The 25,150-nt window shown below is 67.9% G+C and carries 20 protein-coding genes and 3 tRNA genes; 16 read left to right on the forward strand and 7 right to left on the reverse strand.

The features are described from left to right. Nucleotides 1-102 precede the first annotated feature (102 nt). From BM150_RS12415 to BM150_RS12425, 3 genes are all read left to right on the forward strand, one after another. Nucleotides 103-174, forward strand: a tRNA-Gly gene (locus BM150_RS12415). Nucleotides 175-220: 46 nt separating this feature from the next. After that, nucleotides 221-292: transfer RNA gene (locus BM150_RS12420), tRNA-Cys, on the forward strand. 1 nt (nucleotide 293) lies between these two features. Beyond that, a tRNA-Val gene (locus tag BM150_RS12425) sits at nucleotides 294-365 on the forward strand. A gap of 138 nt (nucleotides 366-503) precedes the next feature. On the opposite strand, the gene BM150_RS12430 is transcribed toward BM150_RS12425, so the two are convergent. Further along, the gene (locus BM150_RS12430) at nucleotides 504-1,064 is read right to left on the reverse strand and encodes a helix-turn-helix domain-containing protein (protein ID WP_092927281.1); all 561 of its coding nucleotides are present in this window, start codon (nucleotides 1,062-1,064) and stop codon (nucleotides 504-506) included. Between the two features lie 69 nt (nucleotides 1,065-1,133). Here BM150_RS12430 and BM150_RS12435 point away from each other — a divergent pair, with 69 nt between their 5' ends. Further along, the gene (locus BM150_RS12435; RefSeq protein ID WP_092927283.1) at nucleotides 1,134-2,357 is read left to right on the forward strand and encodes a benzoate/H(+) symporter BenE family transporter; all 1,224 of its coding nucleotides are present in this window, start codon (nucleotides 1,134-1,136) and stop codon (nucleotides 2,355-2,357) included. Between the two features lie 213 nt (nucleotides 2,358-2,570). Here the strand turns inward: BM150_RS12435 and BM150_RS12440 are convergent, their stop codons facing one another. Both BM150_RS12440 and pruA read right to left on the reverse strand, forming a co-directional pair. Continuing rightward, the gene (locus tag BM150_RS12440; RefSeq protein WP_092927285.1) at nucleotides 2,571-3,497 is read right to left on the reverse strand and encodes a proline dehydrogenase family protein; all 927 of its coding nucleotides are present in this window, start codon (nucleotides 3,495-3,497) and stop codon (nucleotides 2,571-2,573) included. A 30-nt stretch (nucleotides 3,498-3,527) separates the two neighbouring features. Then, nucleotides 3,528-5,156 carry an L-glutamate gamma-semialdehyde dehydrogenase gene (gene pruA / locus BM150_RS12445; RefSeq protein WP_092927287.1) on the reverse strand — a complete coding sequence of 543 codons (1,629 nt, stop codon included), beginning with the start codon at nucleotides 5,154-5,156 and terminating at the stop codon, nucleotides 3,528-3,530. A gap of 217 nt (nucleotides 5,157-5,373) precedes the next feature. On the opposite strand from pruA, the gene BM150_RS12450 reads away from it, so the two are divergent. From BM150_RS12450 to BM150_RS12480, 7 genes are all read left to right on the forward strand, one after another. After that, on the forward strand, nucleotides 5,374-6,996 hold the full coding sequence (locus tag BM150_RS12450; protein ID WP_342752572.1) for a PucR family transcriptional regulator: 1,623 nt from the start codon (nucleotides 5,374-5,376) through the stop codon (nucleotides 6,994-6,996). A 277-nt stretch (nucleotides 6,997-7,273) separates the two neighbouring features. After that, a complete protein-coding gene (locus BM150_RS12455; protein ID WP_092927289.1) occupies nucleotides 7,274-7,723 on the forward strand; it encodes a universal stress protein in 450 nt (149 codons plus the stop codon). 4 nt (nucleotides 7,724-7,727) lie between these two features. Beyond that, nucleotides 7,728-8,681: an adenylate/guanylate cyclase domain-containing protein gene (locus tag BM150_RS12460; RefSeq protein ID WP_245755459.1), complete on the forward strand. Its 954-nt coding sequence runs from the start codon at nucleotides 7,728-7,730 to the stop codon at nucleotides 8,679-8,681. Between the two features lie 117 nt (nucleotides 8,682-8,798). Then, nucleotides 8,799-10,184, forward strand: coding sequence for an FAD-binding oxidoreductase (locus BM150_RS12465; RefSeq protein ID WP_092927293.1), 1,386 nt, complete (start codon nucleotides 8,799-8,801; stop codon nucleotides 10,182-10,184). Nucleotides 10,185-10,259: 75 nt separating this feature from the next. After that, nucleotides 10,260-11,492: an SAM-dependent methyltransferase gene (locus tag BM150_RS12470; protein ID WP_092927295.1), complete on the forward strand. Its 1,233-nt coding sequence runs from the start codon at nucleotides 10,260-10,262 to the stop codon at nucleotides 11,490-11,492. A gap of 240 nt (nucleotides 11,493-11,732) precedes the next feature. Beyond that, nucleotides 11,733-12,173 carry an RrF2 family transcriptional regulator gene (locus tag BM150_RS12475; RefSeq protein ID WP_092927297.1) on the forward strand — a complete coding sequence of 147 codons (441 nt, stop codon included), beginning with the start codon at nucleotides 11,733-11,735 and terminating at the stop codon, nucleotides 12,171-12,173. A 93-nt stretch (nucleotides 12,174-12,266) separates the two neighbouring features. Then, on the forward strand, nucleotides 12,267-13,457 hold the full coding sequence (locus tag BM150_RS12480; RefSeq protein WP_092927299.1) for a globin domain-containing protein: 1,191 nt from the start codon (nucleotides 12,267-12,269) through the stop codon (nucleotides 13,455-13,457). 378 nt (nucleotides 13,458-13,835) lie between these two features. Here the strand turns inward: BM150_RS12480 and BM150_RS12485 are convergent, their stop codons facing one another. After that, entirely contained in the window at nucleotides 13,836-15,278 is a 1,443-nt protein-coding gene (locus BM150_RS12485) for a lipase maturation factor family protein (protein WP_092927301.1), read from the reverse strand. A 150-nt stretch (nucleotides 15,279-15,428) separates the two neighbouring features. After that, nucleotides 15,429-16,775 carry an FAD-dependent oxidoreductase gene (locus BM150_RS12490; RefSeq protein ID WP_092927303.1) on the reverse strand — a complete coding sequence of 449 codons (1,347 nt, stop codon included), beginning with the start codon at nucleotides 16,773-16,775 and terminating at the stop codon, nucleotides 15,429-15,431. 409 nt (nucleotides 16,776-17,184) lie between these two features. Here BM150_RS12490 and BM150_RS12495 point away from each other — a divergent pair, with 409 nt between their 5' ends. The 4 genes from BM150_RS12495 (at nucleotide 17,185) to BM150_RS12510 (ending at nucleotide 23,089) form a co-directional block, all read left to right on the forward strand. Beyond that, nucleotides 17,185-17,991, forward strand: a complete 807-nt coding sequence (locus BM150_RS12495) for an SAM-dependent methyltransferase (protein WP_092927305.1) — start codon at nucleotides 17,185-17,187, stop codon at nucleotides 17,989-17,991. 4 nt (nucleotides 17,992-17,995) lie between these two features. Beyond that, nucleotides 17,996-20,185: a putative bifunctional diguanylate cyclase/phosphodiesterase gene (locus BM150_RS12500; RefSeq protein ID WP_092927307.1), complete on the forward strand. Its 2,190-nt coding sequence runs from the start codon at nucleotides 17,996-17,998 to the stop codon at nucleotides 20,183-20,185. Between the two features lie 229 nt (nucleotides 20,186-20,414). Beyond that, nucleotides 20,415-22,439 carry a threonine--tRNA ligase gene (thrS, locus tag BM150_RS12505; protein ID WP_092927309.1) on the forward strand — a complete coding sequence of 675 codons (2,025 nt, stop codon included), beginning with the start codon at nucleotides 20,415-20,417 and terminating at the stop codon, nucleotides 22,437-22,439. Between the two features lie 125 nt (nucleotides 22,440-22,564). Further along, nucleotides 22,565-23,089, forward strand: a complete 525-nt coding sequence (locus tag BM150_RS12510; RefSeq protein ID WP_245755470.1) for an HIT family protein — start codon at nucleotides 22,565-22,567, stop codon at nucleotides 23,087-23,089. Between the two features lie 55 nt (nucleotides 23,090-23,144). Here the strand turns inward: BM150_RS12510 and BM150_RS12515 are convergent, their stop codons facing one another. After that, complete coding sequence (locus BM150_RS12515) at nucleotides 23,145-23,684, reverse strand: YceI family protein (protein WP_092927311.1); 540 nt, start codon at nucleotides 23,682-23,684, stop codon at nucleotides 23,145-23,147. A 194-nt stretch (nucleotides 23,685-23,878) separates the two neighbouring features. Here BM150_RS12515 and pgsA point away from each other — a divergent pair, with 194 nt between their 5' ends. Next, a complete protein-coding gene (gene pgsA, locus BM150_RS12520; RefSeq protein WP_092927313.1) occupies nucleotides 23,879-24,481 on the forward strand; it encodes a phosphatidylinositol phosphate synthase in 603 nt (200 codons plus the stop codon). Nucleotides 24,482-24,815: 334 nt separating this feature from the next. On the opposite strand, the gene BM150_RS12525 is transcribed toward pgsA, so the two are convergent. Then, entirely contained in the window at nucleotides 24,816-25,136 is a 321-nt protein-coding gene (locus BM150_RS12525) for a hypothetical protein (protein ID WP_092927315.1), read from the reverse strand. Between the last annotated feature and the right edge of the window lie 14 nt (nucleotides 25,137-25,150).

A 25,150-nucleotide genomic window follows, 5' to 3' on the forward strand; every position in this document is an offset into this window, starting at 1 on the left:
CGGCACGGACCCCCCGGTTCGATCGCCGTTCACGGCGTGGTCTAGAGTTTTGACCGAACACGGCGGAGGCGCCGAGCGGAGGATTTCGGTCTCGTCGTGAGTGCGGATGTAGCGCAGCGGTAGCGCATCACCTTGCCAAGGTGAGGGTCGCGGGTTCGAATCCCGTCATCCGCTCTGTGGCCGAGCGGCTCGTCCGATCGACGTTGTCGCCGGTGGCTTCGGCGGAGTGGCCGAGTGGCTCAGGCAAGGGCCTGCAAAGCCCTGTACGCGGGTTCGATTCCCGCCTCCGCCTCGCGCGATTAGCTCAGCGGGAGAGCGCTACCTTGACACGGTAGAGGTCACTGGTTCGATCCCAGTATCGCGCACCGGTTCCATCACGGAACTCAGCGGTTGTCACGAGGCCGCGACCTCCGTTTCGGGGGTCGCGGCCTCATTGTGTTCCGGGTGGTGTGGCTGCTCTTGATCGGGCCCCGTCCGAATGGTCGGGCGGGGTGGGACGTCATTCAGCCTTCCCCGTAGCGCATGACGAGTGTGCCGTGCACATCGACGTGAGGTGCCGCGTAGACGTGGTCCACGCCCCCGTCGAAGCGGATGTAGTCGCCGGGCCCGAGTGTTTCGGGGGCCGACGCCGGGCCGGTCGTCAGTGTTCCGGAGTGCACCAGGAGCTGTTCGACAACCCTGGGACGGTGGGCGGGGGACGCGTACCGCTTCCCGGCTCGCACGTGGATTCGGTAGATCTCGAGGACCTGACCACCGCTGCTTGTGCGGTCGACCAGTCGTACGTCGACCGCCTGTCCGGAGAGCTCGGCGTGCTCGGTCCCTCGTGCGACCAGCGTCGTCGCGGTCGGGGATTCGGTTTCCGCGATCAGCAGCAGGCCCAGCGGGACACCGAGCACCGTGGCCAGGGCGTAGAGGGTTTCCAGTGTCGGGTTGCGCTGCCCGGCCTCGAGTTCGGACAGGGTCCCCTTGCCGAGATCGGCACGACGGGCGACCTCGGACAGCGACAGGCCGCGATGATCGCGCGCCGCACGCAGGTTCGCCCCGACGACCTTGACCATCTCCATCGCGCCCTCCTAGCATGACTGCGTTCTATAAACAGAACGAATTGCTTTCGACGATCGGACTGATCGCCCGTGCGCTTGCGTCAGCGTCTGCCCGACACGCTTCCGATGACCGCGGTGGCCTCAGGAGGTGTGACGACACTGGTCGGTGTGACGAGCTCGGTGGCCATCGTCTTCCAAGCGGCCAGAACTGTCGGCGCGAGCCCGGCCCAGATCTCCTCGTGGATCCTCGCGCTCGGTGTCGGCATCGGCGTCACCTCGATCACGTTTTCCTTACGCTATCGAGCACCGGTGGTCATGGCCTGGTCGACCCCCGGCGCCGCCATGCTCGCCACAAGCGCACGAGACGCCCCGCTGTCCGAGGCCGTCGGGGCCTTCCTGATCGCCTCGGTCCTTACGGTGCTCGTCGGAGTCACGGGATGGTTCGAGCGCGCTGTGAACCTCATCCCGGCACCGATCGCCTCGGCGCTGCTGGCAGGCATACTGCTGCGGTTCGGCATCGACCTGTTCACCGCGATGCGCGCCCACCTCTGGCTGATTCTCGCGATGCTGGTGAGCTATCTGCTCTGCAAGAGGCTGCTACCGCGCTACGCGGTGCTCATCGCGCTGGCGACGGGGGCGCTGCTTACGGTCGTCCAGGGCTCGTTCCAGCCCGATACCGTGCGCCTGGCCCTCGCAACGCCGGTTTTCGTGTGGCCCTCCTGGTCGCCTGCCACGACCATAAGCCTCGCGATCCCGCTGTTCGTCATCACGATGACCTCGCAGAACCTGCCAGGTGTGGTGACGCTGCGGGCTCACGGGTACCGGACACCGGTATCACCGATCCTGTCCTGGTCCGGCCTCGCGAACTCGGTACTCGCCCCGTTCGGCTGTTTCGGTATCAACCTTGCCGCGATCACGGCCGCTCTGTGCATGGGGCCCGACGCGCACGAGGATCCGGCCCAGCGCTACCGAGCCGGCATCGTCTCGGGGGTGCTTTACTTGGTGCTCGGGATTTTCGGCGCCACGCTCGGAAGCCTCATCGCCGCGTTGCCCGGCGCGCTCATCACCGCGATCGCCGGTATCGGCCTGCTGGACACCATCGGGGGGTCGCTGGCGACCGCGACCGCCGAGCCCGCGACCAGGAACGCCGCGCTGATCGCCTTCCTCGTCACCGCCTCAGGGGTGTCGATCCTCGGTATCGCTTCGGTTTTCTGGGGGCTGATCACGGGACTCAGCGCTCACTCGATCCTCGGCCGACCCGCACCGAGTACCCCGGCGGCCGGGCAGACGGCGGATCAGCCGAACGAACGGTGAGGGACACGCGTTCGATCGGCCGATCCGCGGCGGGAGGTCTCGGGCGGGGATGAGTTCGCGCGGAACGCGGTGCCGTGCCCGCACCGTTCCCTCCAGCGCTCGTTCGTCCCAGGGGGCGCGCGCCGCCCCGTTGGCGGTAGCCGCTTGCCAAGAACCCGTCCGGCCGTCCCTCGGGCGACGGTGACCGGGCGACGGCCGGACGGGAGTGCGGGGTCAGCGCGTCAGCAGGGAGCGCAGGAAGAACCCGATGTTGGCCGGGCGTTCGGCCAGCCTGCGCATGAAGTAGCCGTACCACTCCTCGCCGTAGGGCACGTAAACCCGCAGATTGTGTCCCGCCGCGGCGATGCGGCGCTGCTCGGCGGGCCGGATGCCGTAGAGCATCTGGAACTCGTAGCTGTCGGCACCACGCCCGTGACGCTGGGCCAGCTCGGTGGCGATGGCGATCATGCGGGGGTCGTGGGTGGCGATCATCGGGTGCCCCCCGCCCGCCATGAGTGCCCGCATGCAGCGCACGTAGGACCGGTCCACTTCCTGCTTGTCCTGGAAGGCCACCGATGCGGGCTCGGAGTAGGCCCCCTTGCACAGCCGGACCCTGGAACCCGCCGTGGCCAGGTCCCGGCAGTCCTGCTCGGTGCGGTGCAGGTAGGCCTGCAGGACCGCTCCCACCCAGGGGAAGTCCACGCGCAGGTCGGACAGCGTCCGCAACGTCATGTCCGTGGTCGTGTGGTCCTCCATGTCCAGGGTGACCGTGGTGCCCACGGCGGCCGCGGACTCGCAGATCCGCCGGGCGTTGTCCAGCGCGATCTTCTCCCCGTCCGGGGAGAGCTGCTGCCCCACCGCCGAGAGCTTGACCGAGACCTCCGCGCGGTCGGCCAGCCCGGCGTGGTGCAGCTCCGAGAGCAGCCCCTGGTAAGCCCGCACCGTGTCGTCGGCCCGCGTGGCGTCGGTGGTGTCCTCACCGAGGTGGTCCAGGGTGACCTGCAGCCCTTCCTCGGCCAGCCGAGCGGTCACCCCGATCGCCTCGCGGGAGTCCGACCCGGCCACGAACCGGTCCACCACCGTCCGGGTGAGTGGATTGGCCTCCACGAGCCCACGCATCGCACCGGACCGGGCCGCGGTCAGCATCACACTGCGCAGCATCTTTCATCTCCTCGCGGATCGTGGCCGGGCTCAGCCCTGGTGCGGGTAGGTGTGCTCGGTGGGGGCGTCGAAGGTCTCCTTGACGGCGCGGGGGTTGACCCAGCGCTGCAGGTTGAACATCGAGCCGGCCTTGTCGTTGGTCCCGGAGGCGCGTCCGCCGCCGAACGGCTGCCTTCCCACGATCGAGCCGGTGGGCTTGTCGTTGACGTAGAAGTTGCCCGCCGCGTGGCGCAGTTGTTCGTGGGCCTGCCCGATCGCGCTCCGGTCGTCGGCGAAGACCGCTCCGGTCAGGGCGTAGGGGCTGGTCTCGTCCACGATTCCCAGGATCCGCTCGTAGTCGTTGTCCTCGTAGACGTGCACCGCCATGATCGGTCCGAAGTACTCGGTCGTGAACGCCTCGTCGTAGGGGTCGGTTCCCACCATGACGGTCGGTTGCACGAAGTAGCCCACCGAGTCGTCGTACTCGCCGCCCGCGAGGATCTCCAGCGACGGCTCGTCCGCCACCCGGTCGATCGCGGCCTTGTGCTTGGCGAAAGCGCGGTGGTCGATGACCGCCGCACCGAAGTGCGAGAAGTCGGTCGGGTCACCGTAGGTGACACGTCGGGTGGCTTCGACCAGGTTCTCCCGCATGCCGGATTCCCAGAGCGAGCGCGGGACGTAGGCCCGCGAGGCCGCCGAGCACTTCTGCCCCTGGTACTCGAAGGCGCCGCGAACCAGGGCCGTGACCACCTTGTCGGAATCCGCCGATGGGTGCGCGACGACGAAGTCCTTGCCCCCCGTCTCCCCGACGATGCGCGGGTAGCTCCGGTAGCCGTCCAGGTTCTCGCCGATGGTCTTCCAGAGCTTCTTGAACGTGGCCGTGGACCCGGTGAAGTGCAGTCCCGCCAGGTCGGGGTCGGTGAGCGCGACCTCGCCGACCGCCTGTCCGTCGCCGGTGACCATGTTGATCACTCCCGGCGGCAGCCCGGCTGCCTCCAGCATGCGCATGGTGAAGTGCGCGGCGAACTGCTGGGTCGGGGTCGGCTTCCAGACCACCGTGTTTCCCATCAGCGCGGGCGCGGTCGGGAGGTTGGCCGCGATCGCGGTGAAGTTGAAGGGGGTGATCGCCGTGACGAACCCGTCCAGCGGGCGGTACTCCATCCGGTTCCACTCGCCGGGTACCGAGTTGGGCTGCTCGGCGAGGATGCGGCGTGCGAAGTGCACGTTGAACCGCAGGAAGTCCGCCATTTCGCAGACCGCCTCGATCTCGGCCTGGTGCACCGACTTGGACTGCCCCAGCATGGTGGCGGCGTTGATGGTGTCCCGCCACGGGCCCGAGAGCAGGTCCGCCGCGCGCAGCATCACGGCGGCGCGCTCGTCGAAGGGCATCGCCGCCCAGTCCGCGGCCGCGTCCTTGGCCGCCTGCACCGCCTCGGCGACATCGGCGTTGGTCGCTTGCGCACAAACGCCCAGAACGCGGGAATGATTGTGCGGTTGGACAACGTTGAACCGTTCACCACTCGCCATCCGCTGTTTGCCCGCGATGGTCGTGGTCAACTCGATCGGCGCTGCCTGCAGCTCGGCGAGACGCCGCTGCAGCGACTCCCGTTCGGCGCTTCCCCTGGCGTAGGACTTGACCGGCTCATTGGCCGGCACCGGGACCGAAGTGATGGCATCCATGACCTTACGCCTCCTCGCGCGACGTCGGTGTCGATCGTGGGCCGGACGTGTCGCTACCGGCCCCTCCAATTGCCGAGGATAGAAGTTCGAGCGCCCGGTCGGCTTGTACGAGCGGCTATCGTTGACGGTGATGGATTGGTCGATCGAACAACCGGTTGCCGATGGGTGGTACTCGGCGAGTGCGGGTGGCAACGACGAGCAGCCGGGTACCACCGGGGTGGCGCTGCGGCAGCTGTTGATCGCGGTGGGCGAACCGCTGGTCGACGTGCTGGCGGCCCCGGGCGGGTTCGACGTCGCCGTCCACGACGTGGTCATCCTCGATCCGGAGGAGGCACCGGGAACGGGAGCCGGGGATCTCGTGCTGGTGATCGGTACCCGTGGCCGCTCGGCGGTGCCACTGGTGCGGCGGGTGGCCCGTTCCGGTGCCGCGGCCGTGGCGGTCAAGGTCGACGCGGATCAGGACGCCCGTGCGCTGCGGGAGGCGGCCATCGGCGGCGGTATCGCGCTGCTCGGGGTGCGTCCCGATGTGCGGTGGGAGCAGCTGGAGTCGTTCGCCCGGTCGGCGGTGGAGAACGCCCGGCTGACCGGTGAGGCCGACGTCGGGGAGGCGCTGGGGGACCTGTTCTCACTGGCCCAGACCGTGGCGGCGCTGACCGAGGGCATCGTCAGCATCGAGGACACCGCCAACCGCGTGCTCGCCTATTCGCGCTCCGACGACGAGGTCGACGAACTGCGCAGGCTGTCCATTCTCGGCAGACGCGGTCCCGAGTCCTACCTGGCCATGCTGCGGGAGTGGGGGATCTACCAACGGCTGCGCGGTGGGGAGGAGGTCGTCCGGATCGAGCCGCGCCCCGACCTGGGGATTCGGCGACGGATGGCAGTGGGCATCCACGCCGGTGCGCAGCCGCTGGGAACCATCTGGGTGCAGGAGGGTGCTCGCGGGCTGAGCGAGCACAGCGACCGGTCGCTGATCGGTGCGGCACGGGTGGCCGCGCTGCAGTTGATCCGCCAGCGCAGCGAGTCGACCATGGCTCCCCGGTTCCGGGAGAACCTGCTGACCGGTTTGCTGGAGAGCCGCATCGACGGGAACTCGGCCGCGGCCAACATCGGTGCCGATCCCCGAAAATCCGCCGTGGTGGTGGTACTGACCCTGCGCCCCAGGGAGCACACCGGGGTGTCCAACCGCTCCGAGATCGAGCTGGAACGCGCCGAGATGACCAGTCTGATCTCGGTGCACGCCGCTTCCTACCGGCGCAGCGCGCTGGTGACCACGATCGGTTCCCGGGTGTACGTACTGCTGCCCGATCTGCCGGACCGGCACGCCGAATCGGCGGTTTCCGGACTGGCCCAGGAGATCGTCACCGCGGCGCGGGGCCAGCTCCGCTCCGGTGTCCAGGCCGGCATCGGTTCGGTCGTCGCCACGCTGGACGACGTTCCGGTCTCCCGCATCGAGGCCGACCGCATCCTCGACGCGCTCGGGCACGACCACACCGCCGAGGTCGCCACCATCGACGACGTCCGTTCCCGGGTGCTGCTCAGCGAGGTGCTGACGATGCTGCGGGACAACGAGCGGGTACGCGATCCCAGGCTGGCGACCCTGCGCGCCCACGACGCGGACAACGGCACCGAGTTCGCCCGCTCGCTGCTGTGCTACCTGGAGTTCTTCGGCGATGTCCGAGGTGCCAGTCTGTCGCTGCACGTGCACCCGAACACGTTGCGCCACCGTGTCCGACGGGCCGCCGAGATCAGCGGCATCGACCTCGACGATGCCGCGGAACGGCTGAGTGTTCAGCTGCAACTGTCGCTGTTCCGGCAAACCGAGTCCCGGCCACGGGGCTGAGCGGGCCGCGCCCGCCCCGCTCGGCGTTCCGAGTTCCCGGTCGGTGATGGGTGAGGTGGCCACGGCGCGAAACCACCGTGACGATTCCGGGGCGCGGTCGTTGAGCTATTGATGTTTCCCGATCGAAACGTTGACCGGGCGTGTGCTCCCCGGGCGCGTCCGGTGCCGCACCGACCGCTCGTGCGGTCGTATCCGCCGCGCGACCCGTCCGGTGAGCCGATCGGCGAACCTCTTCGAACGTCCGAGCAGTCCTGGTGGGGCGGAGAGTGAGAGATCGATGACTGATTACCGCAAGGTGGTCGTCGGAACCGACGGATCGTCCCCTTCGATGCACGCCGTCCGGCGCGCGGCGCGGTTGGCGGGTGACTCCGCCGAACTGGTGATCGTCTGCGCGTACTATCCCAACAGCAGGCGCGACGTGGAGCGCGCGCAGGACGAGATGGGGCAGGAGGCCTTCCAGGTGGTCGGTTCCGCGCCCGCCGAGGACAGTCTGCGTGATGCCACCGATCACGCCCGTTCCGCCGGAGCGGGCAGTGTCGATACCGTGTCCGTGTTGGGACCGCCCATCGACTCGCTGATCGAGACCGCCGAAAGTCACTCGGCCGATCTGCTGGTGGTCGGCAGTCGCGGTCTGAACACGCTGAAAGGACGAATCCTGGGATCGGTGCCCTCGGAGGTATCCCGACGTTCGGAGTGCGATGTGCTCGTCGTTCGAACCACACGATGATTTGGTGGCGCCGGACAATCCGGTTGAGCGGGCGTTGCTCGGCGGTGAGCCCCGCTACCGCAAGGCCGACGTGGCCCGGTTGGCCGGCGTCGAACTCGCCAGGGCCGAGCGGCTCTGGCAGGCGATGGGCTTCGCGCACGTCGCTCCCGAAGCCGTGGTGTTCACCGATTTCGACGTCGACGCCATGCGAACGGTGGACAAGCTCGTATCGGCCGAGGTGATTCCGCCGGAGCTGGAGACCGCGGTCGCGCGTTCACTGGCCCAGACCATGTCGCGGTTGGCCGAGTGGCAGCTGGGGATCTTCAAGGCCGTGCTCGGCGACACCTTCGCCACCGACATCGAAACCACCGCCGAGGTCGCCGAGGCGATCCTTCCGGTGATGGAGAACCTGCAGGGCTACGTCTGGCGCAGGCACCTCTCCGCCATCGCCGCACGGGAACTCGACGAGGCAGACACCGGGCCGGAAGAACCGACCGTGGTGGTGGGCTTCGCCGACATCGTGGGCTACACCCGGTTGGTGCGCGACTACAGCGAACGCGAACTGGCGCGGCTGATCGACGACTTCGAGGACCTGGTCACCAGGGTGATCGCCGAGAACCACGGTCGAATCGTCAAGACCGTGGGCGACGAGGTGCTGTTCGTGGCGGACACGGTTCGTGACGGGGCGGAGATAGCGCTCTCGCTCAACGAGAACGTCGCGCGGGAACCCGACCTGCCGCCGTTGCGGATCGGCCTGGCTCACGGCACGGTGCTGGCCCGGTTCGGTGACGTCTACGGCTCCACCGTCAACATCGCGAGCAGGCTGACCACGTTGGCCAGGCCCTCGTCGGTGCTGGTGGACCGCGAGTGCGCGGCGGGATTGCGCTCCGAGTCGGATTTCGTGCTGACCTCGCTCGGGCCGAACAAGGTCTCCGGTTTCCGTGGCCTGCGGGCCTGGGCGCTGCGTCGTTCCGAGTGATGTCGGGACAGGGCCTGGTGCCCCCGGAGTAGTACCGCATGGACGGTTTGCGTATTCTCGGACGTTTCTCGCGAATCGGGATGCCCGTACCGGCGGTGCGGCTTAGAGTCGTAGATCATGGAGAGCGATCCGCCCGCCGCATCCGATCGTGTCGAACACTCCGACGAAGTCGCCGCGCTGGCCGCGCGCTACGGCCGCATCCCCGCGTCCGAACGGGTCCGACTGGCCAAGTCCACCTCGAATCTGTTCCGGTTCCGCGCGCCGGTCAGTGGCGGCGGGCTCGACGTCACCGGCCTGGACAGGGTGCTTCGGGTGGATCCGCACCGGCGGGTCGCCGACGTCCAGGGCATGACCACCTTCGAGGACCTGGTCGCCGCGACGCTGCCGTACGGGCTGATGCCGCTGGTCGTGCCGCAGTTGAAGACGATCACCATCGGCGGTGCCGTGGCGGGGCTGGGGATCGAGGCGTCGTCGTTCCGCAACGGGCTGCCGCACGAATCCGTGCTGGAGATGGAGATCCTCACCGGTGACGGCAGCGTCGTGCTGGCGCGGCCCGACAACGAGCACGCCGAGCTGTTCCGCGGTTTTCCGAACTCCTACGGCTCGCTCGGCTACGCGCTGCGGCTGCTGATCGAACTCCAGCCGGTGCGGGACTACGTGCGGCTGCGGCACGTACCTTTCGACTCCACAGCGGCCTGCGCCGAGGCGATCGAGCGCATCGGCCGTTCGGGAAACTGGAACGAGCAGCGGGTGGACTTTCTGGACGGCACCGTGTTCGGCGCGAACGAGCTGTATCTGACGCTGGGCACCTTCACCTCGCGAGCGCCCTACACCAGCGACTACACCGGTAACCGGATCTACTACCGCTCGATTCGCGCCCGCGAGGTGGATCACCTGCGTACGCACGACTACCTGTGGCGCTGGGACACCGACTGGTTCTGGTGCTCCCGCGCGTTCGGCGCGCAACACCCCGCGATCCGCCCGTTCTGGCCACGCCGGTTGCTGCGGTCGGACGTCTACCGCAGGCTCGTGTCCCTCGACCAGCGCCACGGGCTGTCCGAACGGTTCTACCGGCTGCGCGGCCGCCCCAGCCGTGAACCGGTGATTCAGGACGTCGAGATCCCGCTCGACCGGTTGGCCGAGTTCCTGGAGTTCTTCCACCGCGAGATCGGCATCAGTCCGGTGTGGTTGTGTCCGGTGCGGCTGCGCGACAGCCAGGGCTGGCCGCTCTACCCCATGGACCCGGCGACGCTCTACGTCAACGTCGGGTTCTGGGCCACGGTGCCGCTGGGGGAGGGGCAATCCGTCGGCACGCACAACCGGGCCATCGAGGCCGAGGTGAGTGAGCTCGACGGGCACAAGTCGCTGTACTCGACCGCGTACTACGAGCCCGAGGAGTTCTGGCGCCGTTACGACGGAGCCACGTACCAGCGGTTGAAACAGCGCTACGACGAGGCGGGCAAATTGCCCGATCTCTACGACAAGTGTGTGCTGGGAACCTGAGCGCGCTCGGTTTCCCCCACGACTACCGGTCCGGGGGCCGGTCGTCGTTGTCAGGTCGATATGGAGGGTTCGACAATGGCATTGGCAGCCGTGTTCGCACGTCTGTTCGGTGAGGATCTGCCGATCGAGTTCCGCGCCTACGACGGCAGCCGGAGCGGCCCTTCCGGCTGCTCATCGGCCATAGTCGTCAATTCTCCGCTGGCACTGGCACACCTGGCCACGGCCCCGGGGGAACTGGGACTGGCGCGGGCCTACATCAACGGCCACATCGAAGTGCAGGGCGACATGTACACCGCCCTGGCCGCGTTTCCGTCCGTCGTGATGTCCGACGTTCCCTGGAAGCTGCGTGCCGAGCTGGCGGTGAGGCTCGCGGGCTACCGCTTCTGGTGGCCCGTTCGGCCGCCGGAGCAGGAGAACCGTGCTCGCGGCGGCAGGAGACACTCCAAACGCAGGGACAGCGAAAGCGTCTCGTACCACTACGACGTGTCGAACCTGTTCTACGAGTGGGTGCTCGGCTCCTCGATGACCTACACCTGCGCGGTGTTCGAGCGAGCCGACGCGAGTCTGGAGCGGGCGCAGTACACCAAGCACGATCTCGTCGCCCGCAAGCTCGGACTCGAACCGGGCATGCGGCTGCTGGACATCGGCGCGGGCTGGGGCGGAATGGTGCTGCACGCGGCCGAGCACTACGGGGTGCGCGCCATCGGGGTCACGCTCTCGCGTTCCCAGGCCGAGTGGGCGCAGCGGCTCATCGCCGACCGGGGACTGGGCGAGTTGGCCGAGGTCCGCTACCAGGACTACCGAGACGTGCCGGAATCCGGCTTCGACGCGGTGAGCTCGATCGGGCTAACCGAGCACATCGGGCGGGAGCAGCTGCCGGACTACTTCAGCTTTCTGCGGGAGAAACTGCGCCCCGGTGGGAGGCTGCTCAACCACTGCATCACCCGTCCCGACGGTTCCTACCCGGCCAAGGCGGGCAAGTTCATCAGCCGCTACGTCTTCCCCGACGGTGAGCTGGAGCCGCCGGGCGAGCTCATGTCCCGGATGCACGACCACGGTCTGGAGGTGCGGCACGAGGAGAACCTGCGCGAGCACTACGCGCTGACGCTGGCGGGTTGGTGCGCGAACCTGGAGCGCAACTGGCGTAAGGCCGTGGCCGAGGTGGGGCACGCCCGAGCCAGGGTGTGGCGGCTGTACATGGCGGCCTCCCGGCTGGCCTTCGAGAGCAACGAGATCCAGCTGCACCAGATGCTGGGAGTGCGTTCGGAGGGCGGGATCAGCCCCATGCCGCTGCGTCCGGACTGGTGAGCCGGGTTCTCGCTCGACTGGGTTCGCTCTGCCGGGTTCGCTCGACGGACCCCACCGGCTCCCAACGCCGAGGCTGAGAAGGTACGGCGGAGCAGTCCGCGCCCCGGTTCCTCGTGAGACGAGTTTCGGACGGCCGGATCGCTCGGAAGGGGGGGGTGGTGCTGGAAGTGCCGATCGCTCTCGCGTGGTTCCGCTCACTCGAAGTGGAATCCAGGATTCGTATTTGGTTAGTCTCCAGCCATGCGACTGACCAAGAGCACCGACCTCGCATTGCGCGTCGTGATGCGGCTGGCGGTGCTGGAGGAGACGACGCCGACCACTCGTGAGGTGGCCGCCGCCGTCGCCGTTCCGTACAGTCACGCGGCGAAGGTTGTCACTCGGCTGCAGCGTCTCGGTTTGGTGGAGGCGCGTCGTGGCCGAGGTGGAGGGCTGTGGCTCACAGTGACAGGTCGGTCCGCCTCGGTCGGGTGGCTCCTGCGGGAGCTGGAGGGGGCGGGGGACGTGGTCGGTTGCGAGGAGGACCCGCCCTGTCCGTTGCGGGATGCGTGTCGGTTGCGCACAGCGTTGCGGGACGCGCAGGAAGCCTTTTTCGCCTCTTTGGACCCGATCGCCGTCGAGGATCTCGTCACCGCCCCGGCGGGTCCGGTCCTGTTGAGCCTGTCCGCGCGGTCGACCGACTGATCGCCCCGTGAACGAGCCCGGTGCTGATACGTACCGGGGTGCGGCTTCGCATGCAGTCAAATACGAATCTGAGATGAAAATTCGAGGTTCGCGATGTTGTCCGAGAGGTCAGCCGAGACCGTCCGCGCCACTCTGCCAGTCGTGCGCGGCGCCATCAGCGAGATCGCCGCTCGTTTCTACAGCAAACTCTTCGCCGCCCATCCGGAACTGTTGCGCGAGCTGTTCAACCGGGGAAACCAGGCGAACGGCACGCAGCGTGAGGCGCTTGCCGGTTCGATCACCGTCTTCGCCTCCGCACTGGTCGACGGACCGGGCACCTCGCCCGAAGGGATGCTCTCGCGCATCGCGCACAAGCACGCTTCGCTGGGCGTCACCCGGGACCAGTACGACGTCGTGCATGCGAATCTCTTCGCCGCCATCGCCGAAGTACTGGGCGACGCCGCGACCGACGAGGTCGTAAGGGCCTGGGACGAGGTCTACTGGCTGATGGCCGAGTCCCTGGTAGCCCGCGAGGAAAAGCTGTACGCGGCAGCCGGAGCTCCGGACGGCGACACCTGGCGCGATTACCGCGTCGACGCTCGTCGCTTCGAGACCCCGGAGGTGGTGACGTTCCTGGTGCGCCCGGTGGACGGTGGGCCGGTGCCCGAATGGCGGCCCGGGCAGTACGTCTCGGTCCGAGTCCGACTGCCGGACGGTGCGCGGCAGATCCGGCAGTACAGCCTGACGGGTGACACGCGGGCCGACGCGCTCAGCATCACGGTCAGGAGAGTCGATGGTGAACCGGACGGTGAGGTCTCGAACCGACTGCACGATCACATCCGCGAAGGAGACGTCCTGCGGCTCAGCGCTCCGTTCGGCGATGTGGTCCTGGAGGAGAGCAGTGACCCGGTGCTGCTGGCTTCCGCCGGGATCGGGTGCACCCCCGTGATCGCGATGTTGCGCCACCTCGTCGCCACCGATTCCGCCCGGCGGGTGATCGCCGTGCACGCCGACCGATCCCCGAGCAGGCACGCCTTCCGCGCCGAGTTCGAGCGGTTGGTCGCCGAGCTCGACAACGCCGAGGCGCACGTCTGGTACGAGGTCCCCGAAGGACCTTGGCCGGAAGAACGGACGGGATTGCCCGATCTGGCGGGCCTGCGGATCCCGCCGGGCACCGACGCCTACCTGTGCGGCCCGTCCACCTTCATGCGCGAGGCACATCGGCAGCTGGTCTCCGCCGGGGTCGCCGAGACGGACATCCACTACGAGGTCTTCGAACCCGACTCCTGGCTCGCTCGGGAGTGACCGATCGGCCACCGGAATTCCCCGAGCTTTCCCGGATTCTCGGGGATTCCGTGTGCGACGGTGGACGCGCCGGCCCGGCGGTCCGATCCCGAGTGGCCCGGCCCGAGCGGGTAGAAGCACTGGTTCCGCTGTTCCCGGTTCTTCCCGCACCGATCGGGAGCGGTTCGTGGTGTCCTTTCCGGACACCGAACGAACAACGACGCCCGGTCCGGTGATGGACCGGAGTTCGGCGTCGCGGGATCCTGCGGTAGGGCAGCGATCTCGCGCCGATCACCCGATACGACTCTCCCGTTCACCGCTGTCGGATGAGGCCGCTGTCGGGTGAGGTGGTGGCCGGTTGGGGTGGTGGCCGATGTGCGGGATCTCTGAGCGCTTCGATCAGTCGTTCGGTGAAACGTCGTCCAGTGATACCGCGGGGATCAGTTCGGAGACCGGGTCGCGCACCCACCAGACGCCGGACTCGCGCTTCTCGGCCGCGGTGCTGAACCGGTAGCGGAACAGTCGGGCGCGAACGTGGCGCGGGGCGGTCTCCCGGAACGGGTTGTGCCGCAGCAGCGAGAGGATCCGACGTTCGTCGCGCAGCATCGCCACCAGCAGCCGTTCCAGCCATCCTCTCCCGTAGGACGGCGAGATCGCCACGAACCACATCAGCCAGTCCAGCCGCAGGTGATACGGCGCCACCTGCGGCGAACGCTTCGTCACGTCCCCCGGCTTGCCCCGGAAACCGTACTCCCGCCACTCGTCGTCCTCGCCGCGGCCCTCCAGTACCACCTCGAACCGAGCCCGGGTAACACTGCCGAAGGCGCCGTAGGTGTTGGCCAGGTGCAGCTTGTTGAAGCTGCGGTTCATCACCTGGCCGCGTCCGATCATGTTGCGGATCGGCCAGTAGCTGAGCACGACGACCAGCACGGTCAGGGACAGCACCGTCGCCCGATACCACATCGGACCGGCGGTTCCGAGTGCTGAACCCGGTGTGAGCGCGTCCACCGGTATCCAACCGAGCAGCGTGGTGTCCATCGCCGCGAACGCCAGCGTGATGGTGATCAGGTTCAGCCAGGCGAAGTTGCCGCTGAGCATCAGCCAGCACTGCGTCACGATCATGATCAGCGCGGCGATCGTGGCCACCGGCTGCGGTGCCAACAGCCCGAACGGCACCACCAGCTGGGTGAAGTGGTTGGCCAGCACCTCCACCTTGTGCAGTCCACCGGGCAGCCGGTGGAAAACCCGGCTCAACGGGCCGGGCATCGGCTGGGTCTCGTGATGGTGGTGCAGCGCGCTCAGGTCACGCCAGGCCGGGTCGCCCCGCATTTTGATCAGCCCGGCACCGAACTCGACCCGGAACAGCAACCAGCACAGCAACCAGATCACCAACACGGGTGGTTCGGTGTGGGCCGGTCCGAGGAACACCGCGAGAAAACCGGTTTCCAGCAGCAGCGATTCCCAGCCGAAGGCGTACCAGATCCGGCCGATGTTGACTATGGACAGATACAGCGCCCACAGCACGAACCACACCGCCATCGAGCCCCAGAGCGGGAGCGGGTCGGCCAGCCCGCAGAACGCGGCCACGCTCAGCGACAGCCCGAACCAGCCGCAGCACAGCACGAACCGGTCGGAGTAGTACAGGTGGAACAGGCTGGGGGTGCGACGGAAACCCACATGGCGCAGGAACCGCGGGGTAGGGGTCAGTCCCCGTGAACCGAGCAGGGCGGGAAACTGGTTGATCACGCACAGGAAGCCCATGGCGTAGCACAGCGCGAGCAACCGCTGTGCCACGAACCGTGCCGGGCCGTACTCCGGTGCCCAGAACCAGTCCCAGCCCATCGCCGCTCCGCTCCACGATCCGACCGGCCCGCGCACGTGTGGGAACGGCGCGGGCGTACCTTCCGGTCGGACGGTAGGAGCGTTACCGACTCCGGTCGAGCTCCCGGCGCACGGTGGCGCGGCGTGTCACCGCGTCAGGTGGTGTTTTCGTCAGCTGTCGCCGTCGCGGCTGACGCGCACCATCTCGTCGCGTTCGACGACCTTCATCCGCTCCCGCCCCCGTTGTTCCCCGAGGGCGCGTTCGTGCTCGTCCAGCAGGTTCCAGCCCTGCCAGGTCGTGTAGGCGATCCCGCGCTCCGACAGCATGCGCGGGACGGCATCCCCGTCGTGGCCCGCACCCTCGCTGACGTCGGCCAGCATGTTGTTCACGGTCTCCAGCGCGTCACCCTTGGTGTGTCCGATGAGTCCCACCGGGCCGCGCTTGATCCAGCCGGTCGTGTAGACGCCGGGGATGTGCTCCCCGTCGATGTCCAGCACCCGTCCCCCGTCGTGCGGGATGGTGCCGGAGCGGTTGTCGAAGGGGACGTCGGGCAGCGCGGAGCTGAGGTAGCCGACCGCGCGGTAGACCGACTGCACCTCGACGGTCTCGAACTCGCCGGTACCGTTCACCGAGCCGTTGCCGTCCAGTTCCATGATCTCGGTGCGCAGTCCCTCGACCCGGTCCGTTCCGAGTACCTCGACCGGTCGCCGGAGGAAGTGGAAGTGCAACCGCCGCCGGGTGTTGCCCTTCGGATCCCGCAGCGCCCAGTCCTGCAGCGTTTTGACCACGGACTTGACCTGGTTGTTGGTCCTGATGGCCTCTTCGCTGGCCTCGTCGAGCTCGAATCCCTCGGGATGCACGATCAGTTCCATCTCCGACTGGTGATCGAGCTCGCGCAGTTCCAGCGGAGTGAACTTGGTCTGGGCGGGACCGCGCCGTGCGAACAGGTGCACGTCGGTCACCGAGGAGTCGCGCAGCGCCCGGTACACGTTGTCCGGGATCTCCGTGCTCAGCAGGTCGTCCGCCTGCTTGGCGAGCACGCGCGCGATGTCCAGGGCCACGTTGCCCGCGCCGAGCACGGCCACACCGTTCGCGTCGAGGTTCCAGTCGCGGGGTGCTTCCGGGTGCCCGTCGTAGAACGAGATGAACTCGGAAGCGCCGTGGCTGTGCGGCAGGTCGATCCCCGGAATGTCGAGTTCCCGGTCGTCGGCGGCTCCGGTGGAGAACACGACGGCGTCGTAGTGCTGCCGCAGGTCCGCCAGCTTGCAGTCCACGCCGTACTCCACGTTGCCGAAGAACCGGATCTCCGGTTTGTCCATCACCTTGTGCAGGGCGCTGACGATGCCCTTGATGCGGGGATGGTCGGGTGCGACTCCGTACCTGACCAGTCCGTACGGGGCGGGCATTCTGTCGAACAGGTCGATCTCGACCGGTGTTTCCGATTTGGTCAGGATGTCCGAGGCGTACACGCCGGCGGGGCCGGCTCCGATCACGGCTACTCGAAGCGGATGGCTCACGGCGGTCCTCCTGGGCGCGGTGCCCTCGCGTTGCTGACTGAGGTCGGTTCGTGGGCGGGGCCTGTCCGGCGCCCGTTCCGACTCGCCGAGAACCTCGGCTCGCGGTCGGTCGCCCGGCGAATACGACCCTCCCGAAACAGCTTAGGCATACCTAAGCGCCTGGCCCGCGATGTGGACGGGTGACGCTGGTTACACCCCCGATCGGAGTAGTGGCATATCGAACGGGGAGCTAGTACCGACCGTGAGTGATCAGGCGCGGTAGGTGAGGGATAGGATTCGTGTTGATCTCTCGGTGGTGTTTCCGGTGAAGCCGGGGCGGGGTGGACGCACCGTGAACCGAACGGACCAATCACGAACGGGCCGAGGTATCGGGGGGTGCCATTGGTGGCCCACGACCAAAGGAGCTTCCATGACCGACCCGAGTCGGTTGCCCTCGGACGTGGATCTCGAGAAGGCCAGCGCGGCGCGATGCTACGACTACTACCTGGGCGGCTCGCACAACTTCGAAGTGGATCGCGAACTGGCCCGGAAGGTGGAGTCCCGCGTCCCGCACGTCAAACCGCTGGCGCAGGACAACAGGGCCTTCCTGCGCAGGGCCGTTCGGTACTGCCTGCGGCAGGGGATCAGGCAGTTCCTCGACATCGGCTCCGGCATCCCCACCGTCGGCAACGTGCACGAGATCGCCCAGGAGCTCGACCCGGAGGCCCGTGTGCTCTACGTCGACAACGAGCCGGTGGCCGTGGCGCACAGTCGCACGATCCTGGAGGGCAACGACCGTGCCGACGTGGTCCAGGCCGACCTGGCCGAGATCGACGGGATCCTCGGATCGGAGCAGGCCGCGCGGCTGTTGGATCCGGAACAGCCGATAGCCGTGATGATGGTCGCCCTGTTCCACTTCGTGCCCCACTCCGCGCGTCCGGCCGAGATCCTTCGGAGCTACCACGAGTGGATGGCTCCGGGCAGTTTCCTCGGCTTCTCGCACGTCACCAGTGACCACCACCCCGAGTTACTGCAGAGCATCATCGATCTCTACGCCGACAGCAGCAATCCGGTAACTTCGCGGAGCCACGACGAGATCCGGGAGCTGCTGGCGGACTTCGAACTGGTGGACCCGGGCCTGGTCTACGTGCCGGAGTGGCGTCCGGACACCGAGGAGGACCGTTGGCAGGACCCGGCGCGCTCGCTGGTCTACGGCGCGCTCGGACACAAGGTGTAGCCCGATGAACGACACTTCTTCGGAAGCGCGTGGTTCCACCCCCGAAGAATCCGCGGTCGTGCCCGAGCGGGACTCTCGGGTGGCCGAGTTCGCCCGAGGGTGGGCACGCGTGGTGATCGGCACGAGTTACGTGCCGATGGGGCGCCCCGAACTGTGGGAATTCCTGGAAGAGCGCACCGAACGATTGCTGCGAGCGCTGGCAGCGGATTCGTTCGACGCCGGCAACGTGAACGAGCTGGCCGCCGATCTGGTCCGGGTTCACCTCGTCGACCCCCTCGCGCTGCGTCGCACGCTCGAACTGCTCGGCTCGCGGCTGCCGGGGTTGGCTAGGGAGCTGGGACTCGTTCACGGCGACACCGCCGAGCGGATGAACGAACTGCTGGCTTCGTTCGGTGAGGGATTCGCCGCTGCCGTCAAGCGGCGTGTGCTCGCCGATCAGGATCTCGTGCAGCGGGCCGTGCGTGACGCGCGGGACGGTGCCGAGGAAGCACTGCGGGCCAGCGAGGCACGTTTCCGGGCCGTGTTCAACTCCTCCGCGCTGGGGATCGCCATCGTGGGGCTGGACGGCCTGGTGCAGGAAGTCAACGAGTCGATGGGGACGATCTTCCGCACCGACGCCTCGGAACTGCTCGGGTGTCACGTCCTGGAGCTGTGCGATCCCGAGTATCGGGAGAGTTTCCGGGACGAGCAGGACGCGCTCCTGGCGGAGGTGTACGAGCGGTTCATGGTGGAGGTTCCGTTCACCACCGACGACGAGACGCTGGTGTGGACCCAGGTGTCCGGTGCGCTGGTGCGGGACGCCGACGGTGAACCGGAGTACCAGGTGGTGCTCTACGCCGACATCACCGACCTGCGACTGCTCAACGAACGGCTCAACACGCAGGCGACCACCGATCCGTTGACCGGGCTGGCCAACCGGACCCGGCTGAACACGGGAATGGACAAGGCCCTGGCTCCCGGGGCGGGCGGCCGTCGCGTCGGGATCTGCTACTTCGATCTGGACGGTTTCAAGACGATCAACGACAGTCTCGGGCATCCGATCGGCGACGAGCTGCTGCGCAGCGTGGCGCTGCGCATGAAGGAGGTCGCCGAGCAGCGTGGTGCGCTGGCCGCCCGGATGGGTGGCGACGAGTTCGTGCTGCTCGTTCCGGACACCGACGGGCCGGGCGGAATGGTGCCGCTCGTCGAGCGGACGTTGGAGGAGGTCCGCAGGCCGGTGCGGATCGGCGGACACGAGTTGAAGGCATCCGCCAGTGCCGGAGTCGTGGAACAGCCGGTCGCGGGCACCGACGCGCAACTGCTGCTGCGTGAGGCCGACATCACGCTGTACCGCGCAAAGGAGGAGGGCAAGGCGCAGTGGGTGCTCTACGACGCGGAGCGCAACAGCGCCGCGCGTCGCAGGTTCGAACTCTCGGCCACCATGCCCGCCGCGCTGGACAACAACGAGTTCTTCGTGGAGTACCACCCGGTGCGCAGTCTCGACGACGATCACGTCGTGGCCGTGCACGCCGAACCGCGCTGGGATCACCCCGATCTGGGCGAGCTCGCCCCGGAACGCTTCGTCGAGCTGGCCGAGAACACCGGGATGATCACACGGTTGAGTGATTGGTTGTTGCGACAGGTATGTGAACACGCCCGTGGCTGGCTACGCGGGTTGGGCGAGCGCGCTCCCGTCGTCGCCGTCGATCTGTCCGGCAGGTACTTCCGCGATCCCGACCTGGTGAACGATTTCCGGAGTATCCTCGCCGACAGCGGAGTCACCGCGGATCGGTTGCGGCTGGGAGTTCCGGAGGACGCGCTGTTCGACGAAGTCGGCGACCCCGTGGACACCGTCGACATCGTTCGCGAGTTCGGCGCGGGTCTGGCGGTCCGCGATTTCGGTAGCCACTACACCGACACGCGCAGATTGCGGGAACTACCGGTGACCTCGGTGCACATCGCCGGCGATTACCTCGCCCGGATCGCCGAGTGGCCGGAGTCCGACCCGTTGGACGAGCACCTGGCCGACAGCGTGATCAACGCGGCCCGGTTGTTGGGGATGTCGGTGGTGGCGGGTGGAGTGGACACCCGCCGTCAGGCCGAACGACTGCGCGAGAAGGGTGTCCACGCCGTGCGGGGGCGCCACGCGGGTGAACCGTTCTCCGCCGGTGAGGTGGAACAGGTGCTCGCCGACTCGTTGGAGGGGTCGGGGTGAGAGCGTCACCAGCGGTTGGTCGCCGGTCCGGTGCGGGGCCGGCCCACGAGCCGGATGGCGGTGGCCGTGGCGGTGGCCGATAGCATCGACAGGAGGGTTTCCTCGGCCCGGCGGTGGGGTTTCCCCGCGAGTTCCGCCGGACCGGGTTCCCGACAAACGTTCGTTCGAGCAGCAAACCGTAGGAGTAACCGTGTCAGTCTCGCCGCCCCAAGCCCAGCAGGAATCCCGGGTGAAGGTACCGGCGGGCACTACGGCCGGCGACGCCGTCCAGCAGGCGGGGTTGCCTTCCAAGGGCCCCGAGGCGGTCGTCGTCGTGCGCGACGACGAGGGACGGCTGCGTGACCTGGCCTGGGTGCCCGAAACCGACACCGAGGTGGCGGCCGTGGCGGCCGACACCGAGGAGGGGCGCGGCGTCATCCGCCACTCCACCGCCCACGTGCTGGCGCAGGCCGTGCAGCAGCTGTTCCCGGAAGCGAAGCTGGGCGTCGGACCGCCGGTCAAGGACGGTTTCTACTACGACTTCGACGTCGATCGGCCGTTCACCCCGGAGGACCTGCGGGCGCTGGAGAAGCGCATGAAGCAGCTCGTCAAGTCGGGGCAGAAGTTCCAGCGCCGCGAGTACGCCTCGCTGGACGACGCGCGTGCCGAACTGGCCTCGGAGCCCTACAAGCTCGAACTCGTCGATCTCAAGTCCGGTTCCGACGATGTCGACACCAGCGAGGTCATGGAGGTCGGCGACGGTGAGTTGACCGTCTACGACAACATCGACCGCCACGGGGAGACCGTGTGGGGCGACCTCTGCAGGGGGCCGCACGTGCCGCACACCCGTTTCCTACCCGCCTTCAAACTGACCCGGGTCGCGGCCGCCTACTGGCGCGGCGACCAGAGCAACCGGCAGCTGCAGCGGATCTACGGGACCGCCTGGGAGTCCAAGGAAGCGCTCGACGCGCACCTGGAGTGGTTGGCCGAGGCGGAACGCCGGGACCACCGCAGGATCGGGGCGGAACTGGACCTGTTCTCCTTCCCCGAGGAGGTCGGCTCCGGCCTGCCGGTGTTCCACCCCAAGGGCGGCATCATCCGTCGCGAGCTGGAGGACTACTCCCGGCGCAGGCACGAGCAGGCCGGATACCAGTTCGTCAACTCGCCGCACATCACCAAGAGCGCGCTGTTCGAGACCTCCGGGCACCTCGGCTGGTACGCCGACGGCATGTTCCCCCCGATGCACCTCGACGAGGAGTACGACGAGAACGGGGAGCTGCGCAAACCCGGGCAGGACTACTACCTCAAGCCGATGAACTGCCCGTTCCACAACCTCATCTACCGCTCGCGCGGGCGCTCCTACCGTGAGCTGCCGCTGCGGTTGTTCGAGTTCGGGTCGGTGTACCGCTACGAGAAGTCCGGGGTGGTGCACGGCCTCACCCGGGTGCGCGGCATGACCCAGGACGACGCGCACATCTACTGCAGCCCGGACCAGCTGCAGGACGAGCTGAAGTCGCTGCTCGGCTTCGTGCTGAACCTGCTGCGCGACTACGGTCTGGAGGATTTCTACCTGGAGTTGTCCACCCGCAACGAGGAGAAGTACTCGGGCACCGACGAGCAGTGGCAGCGTGCCACCGACTCGTTGCGGGAGGCCGCCGAGAGCTCGGGGCTGGAACTGGTTCCGGACCCGGGCGGTGCCGCCTTCTACGGCCCGAAGATCTCCGTGCAGGCCAAGGACGCCCTCGGCAGGAGCTGGCAGATGTCGACGATCCAGGTCGACTACGACCTGCCGGAACGGTTCGATCTGGAGTACACCGCCGCCGACGGTTCCAAGCAGCGCCCGATCAAGATCCACCGTGCGCTGTTCGGTTCCATCGAGCGCTTCTTCGGTGTGCTCACCGAGCACTACGCCGGGGCCTTCCCCGCCTGGCTCTCGCCGGTGCAGGCAGTGGGGATCCCCATCGCCGACGAGCACCTGCCGCACCTGGAGCGCGTCTTCGACGTGCTGCGGTCCAAGGGGCTGCGGGTCGAGATCGACAGCGGCGACGACCGGATGCAGAAGAAGATCCGCAACCACACCACTCAGAAGGTGCCGTTCATGGTGCTGGCGGGCGGTAAGGACGTCGAGGCCGACGCGGTCTCGTTCCGCTTCCGTGACGGGAGTCAGCTCAACGAGGTACCGGTCGAGCAGGCCGTGGCGGCCCTGACCAACTGGGTGGAGCGTCGCGAGAACGCTTCGCCGAGCGCGGAGAACTTCGGAGCGGAGCTGGCGTGACACGACTGCCCCACAACGGCACCGACGACGGGACAGAGGAGCCCGCGAGCGGTGCGGGAACCTCCGACCTCGGGGAATCGGCCACCGCGGGCGAATCGGGCCCGGAGACGAGCACGCAGCACGGCATCGGTGTCCCCGACGCGTTGCAGCGGTTGTGGACCCCGCACCGGTTGACCTACATCCAGGGCGAGAACAAGCCCACCGGGGAGAACAGCGACGGATGTCCGTTCTGCCACCTGCTCGGCGATGATCGTTCCGACGAGGAGTCGCTGATCGTGGCCCGGGACGAGCTCGTGTTCGCGGTGCTGAACCTGTACCCGTACAACCCGGGGCACCTGATGGTGCTGCCGTACCGGCACGTCGCCGACTACACCGAGCTCACGCCGGGGGAGACCGTGGCCGTCGCGGAGTTCACCCAACGCGCCATGCGGGTGATTCGCAGCGTTTCCGCGCCGCACGGGTTCAACATCGGACTGAACCAGGGGCCGGTGGCCGGGGCCGGTATCGCCGCGCACCTGCATCAGCACGTCGTCCCGCGCTGGGGCGGCGACTCCAACTTCATGCCCGTGATCGGCCACACCCGGGTGCTGCCCCAGTTGTTGGGCGACACCCGGGAGTTGCTGTCCGAGGCCTGGCAGCGGGTGGAGTGAGTTCACGGGGCCGCGTGTTTCGCCGCGGCCCCGTTGGTCTCTCGGCTCCGCGGGCTCAGTTCCGCAGGGTGGCCTCGATCTCCAGCGTGATCTTGACCTTCTCACCGAGCATGGCTCCGCCGTCGGGGCCGACCTTGAAGTCGGTGCGGTTCAGCGTGGTGCTCGCCGAAAGCCCCAGCAGCTTGCCGCCGTCGGGGGTGTCGGTGAAGCCGCCCGGCTCGGTTTCCAGCGACACCGGAACGGTGACCCCGTGGAGGGTGAAGTCACCGTCGATGATCCAGTCCTCACCGTCCTGGCGGATACCGGTGGACCGGAAGGTCGCGGTCGGGTAGTTCTCCGTGTCCAGGAAGTCCTCGTTGCGGACGTGGGCGTCCCGGTCGGCGTTACCGGTGTTGATCGAGGTGGCGTCGATCGTGGCGGTCACGCTCGACTCCAGCGGGTTCGCCGCGGTGATGATCTGCCCCTCGAACTTGTCGAAACGCCCGCGCGAGCGCCCCACCCCCATGTGTCGCAGGGTGAACTCGATGTCGGAGTGCACCGCGTCGATGTCCCAGGTGCCCACGGTGTAGCCGGGAATGGCAGCGGTTTCGGTCATGTTCGGACCTCCGGGGAGTCGAGGAAAATGTTTCCGAGCGAGACAACGCCTTCCCCGCTCGACGCAATCCCCGGTGTGACGGAAATCATCCGGTGCGAGCCGCTGCTGCGTGGTGCGCTTCGGCCCGCTGATCGAGGCCGGTTAAGCTGCGCTGTGCGGGTGACTGCCCGTACGGCGGCGGATGAAACGAAGCGATGTTGAACGTTTTCGCGCGACCCTCGGTTTCCAAGATCACCGACCCGGTCGGTGCATGGTTGGTACGACATCGTGTGTCACCCAATGTAGTGACGGTGGTGGGGACCGTGTGCAGCGTCGCCGCCGCCGTGACGCTGTTCCCGCGCGGCTGGCTGCTGACCGGAACCCTGGTCGTCGCGGTTTTCCTGCTGTTCGACCTGCTCGACGGCGCGGTCGCCCGTGCCTCGGGACACGGCGGTGACTTCGGGGCCGTGCTGGACGCCGGCTGCGACCGCATCGCCGACGGCGCCGTGTTCGGTTCACTGCTGTGGTGGGCGCTGGTAACTACCGGGAACGAGACGCGCGGCCTCGCGCTGCTGCTCTCGTTGGTGGCGGCCCAGGTCATCTCCTACGTCAAGGCCAGGGCGGAGGCCCAGGGGCTCTCCGCCACGGCCGGGGTGGCCGAGCGGGCCGAACGGTTGGTGGTGCTGTTGGTGGCGACGGGCCTGCACGGGATGGGGGTGCCGTACGTGCTCGACGTCGCGCTGTGGGTGCTGGCCGCGGCTTCGGTGTTCACCGTCGGTCAGCGGCTGGTCGGCGCTTACCGGTCGCGGGCGGGATAGCTACGGCCTCGGAGCGGCGTCGATTTCTCGTGAAATTTCCGCTCCGTTGGGGCGGTACGGGGATAGGTGGGCGTCGATTTCTCGCGAAATCGCCGGGCCGCTGGGCGAGAACCTCGCCCGGTGCCGAATCCCAGCCACCCTCGCTGGCCGCACTCCGACCACCCTCGCAGGCCGAGCCCCCACCGCCCCCGCAATCGGCACCGCTGCGGGTTCTCGGGTGCGGCTCTCGCGAGGACGGTCGGAGACGTTGTGTAGTAAACCCGATGTCGGGGCACCCGAAGCGAGAGCCGTGCGCGAGGTTCCGCCAAGCAACCATCTAAGCAATCCAGCGAGTTCACCCCTCCCCAGCGGGGACGAGTTCGGAGCACCCGGACCAGCAGAGGTAGTCCTCGATGACCTCGGTGTCGTCGGCGATGAGGTCGTGGAAGGCGTTCTCGTCGGGTCTGTCGTGCTGGTCCAGCGGCATGATCGCGATCTGGTACATCCCGAACCGTTCTTCGGTGCGGTAGAGCACGGCCAGCGCCCACTCGCGCAGCCGGGGCAAGGCCGCGGCGTCGTCGACTGGGTGCTCGGTGGGTTGGTGGTGCAGCAGTTCGGTGTAGGAGCCGAGTGAGTCGGGGTTGACCACCCGGTACAGCGTCATGACGTTACGCATGGTTACCTCTTCGG

Origin of the sequence: Actinopolyspora alba (assembly GCF_900112765.1) — a bacterium.
Classification (GTDB): Bacteria; Actinomycetota; Actinomycetes; order Mycobacteriales; family Pseudonocardiaceae; genus Actinopolyspora; species Actinopolyspora alba.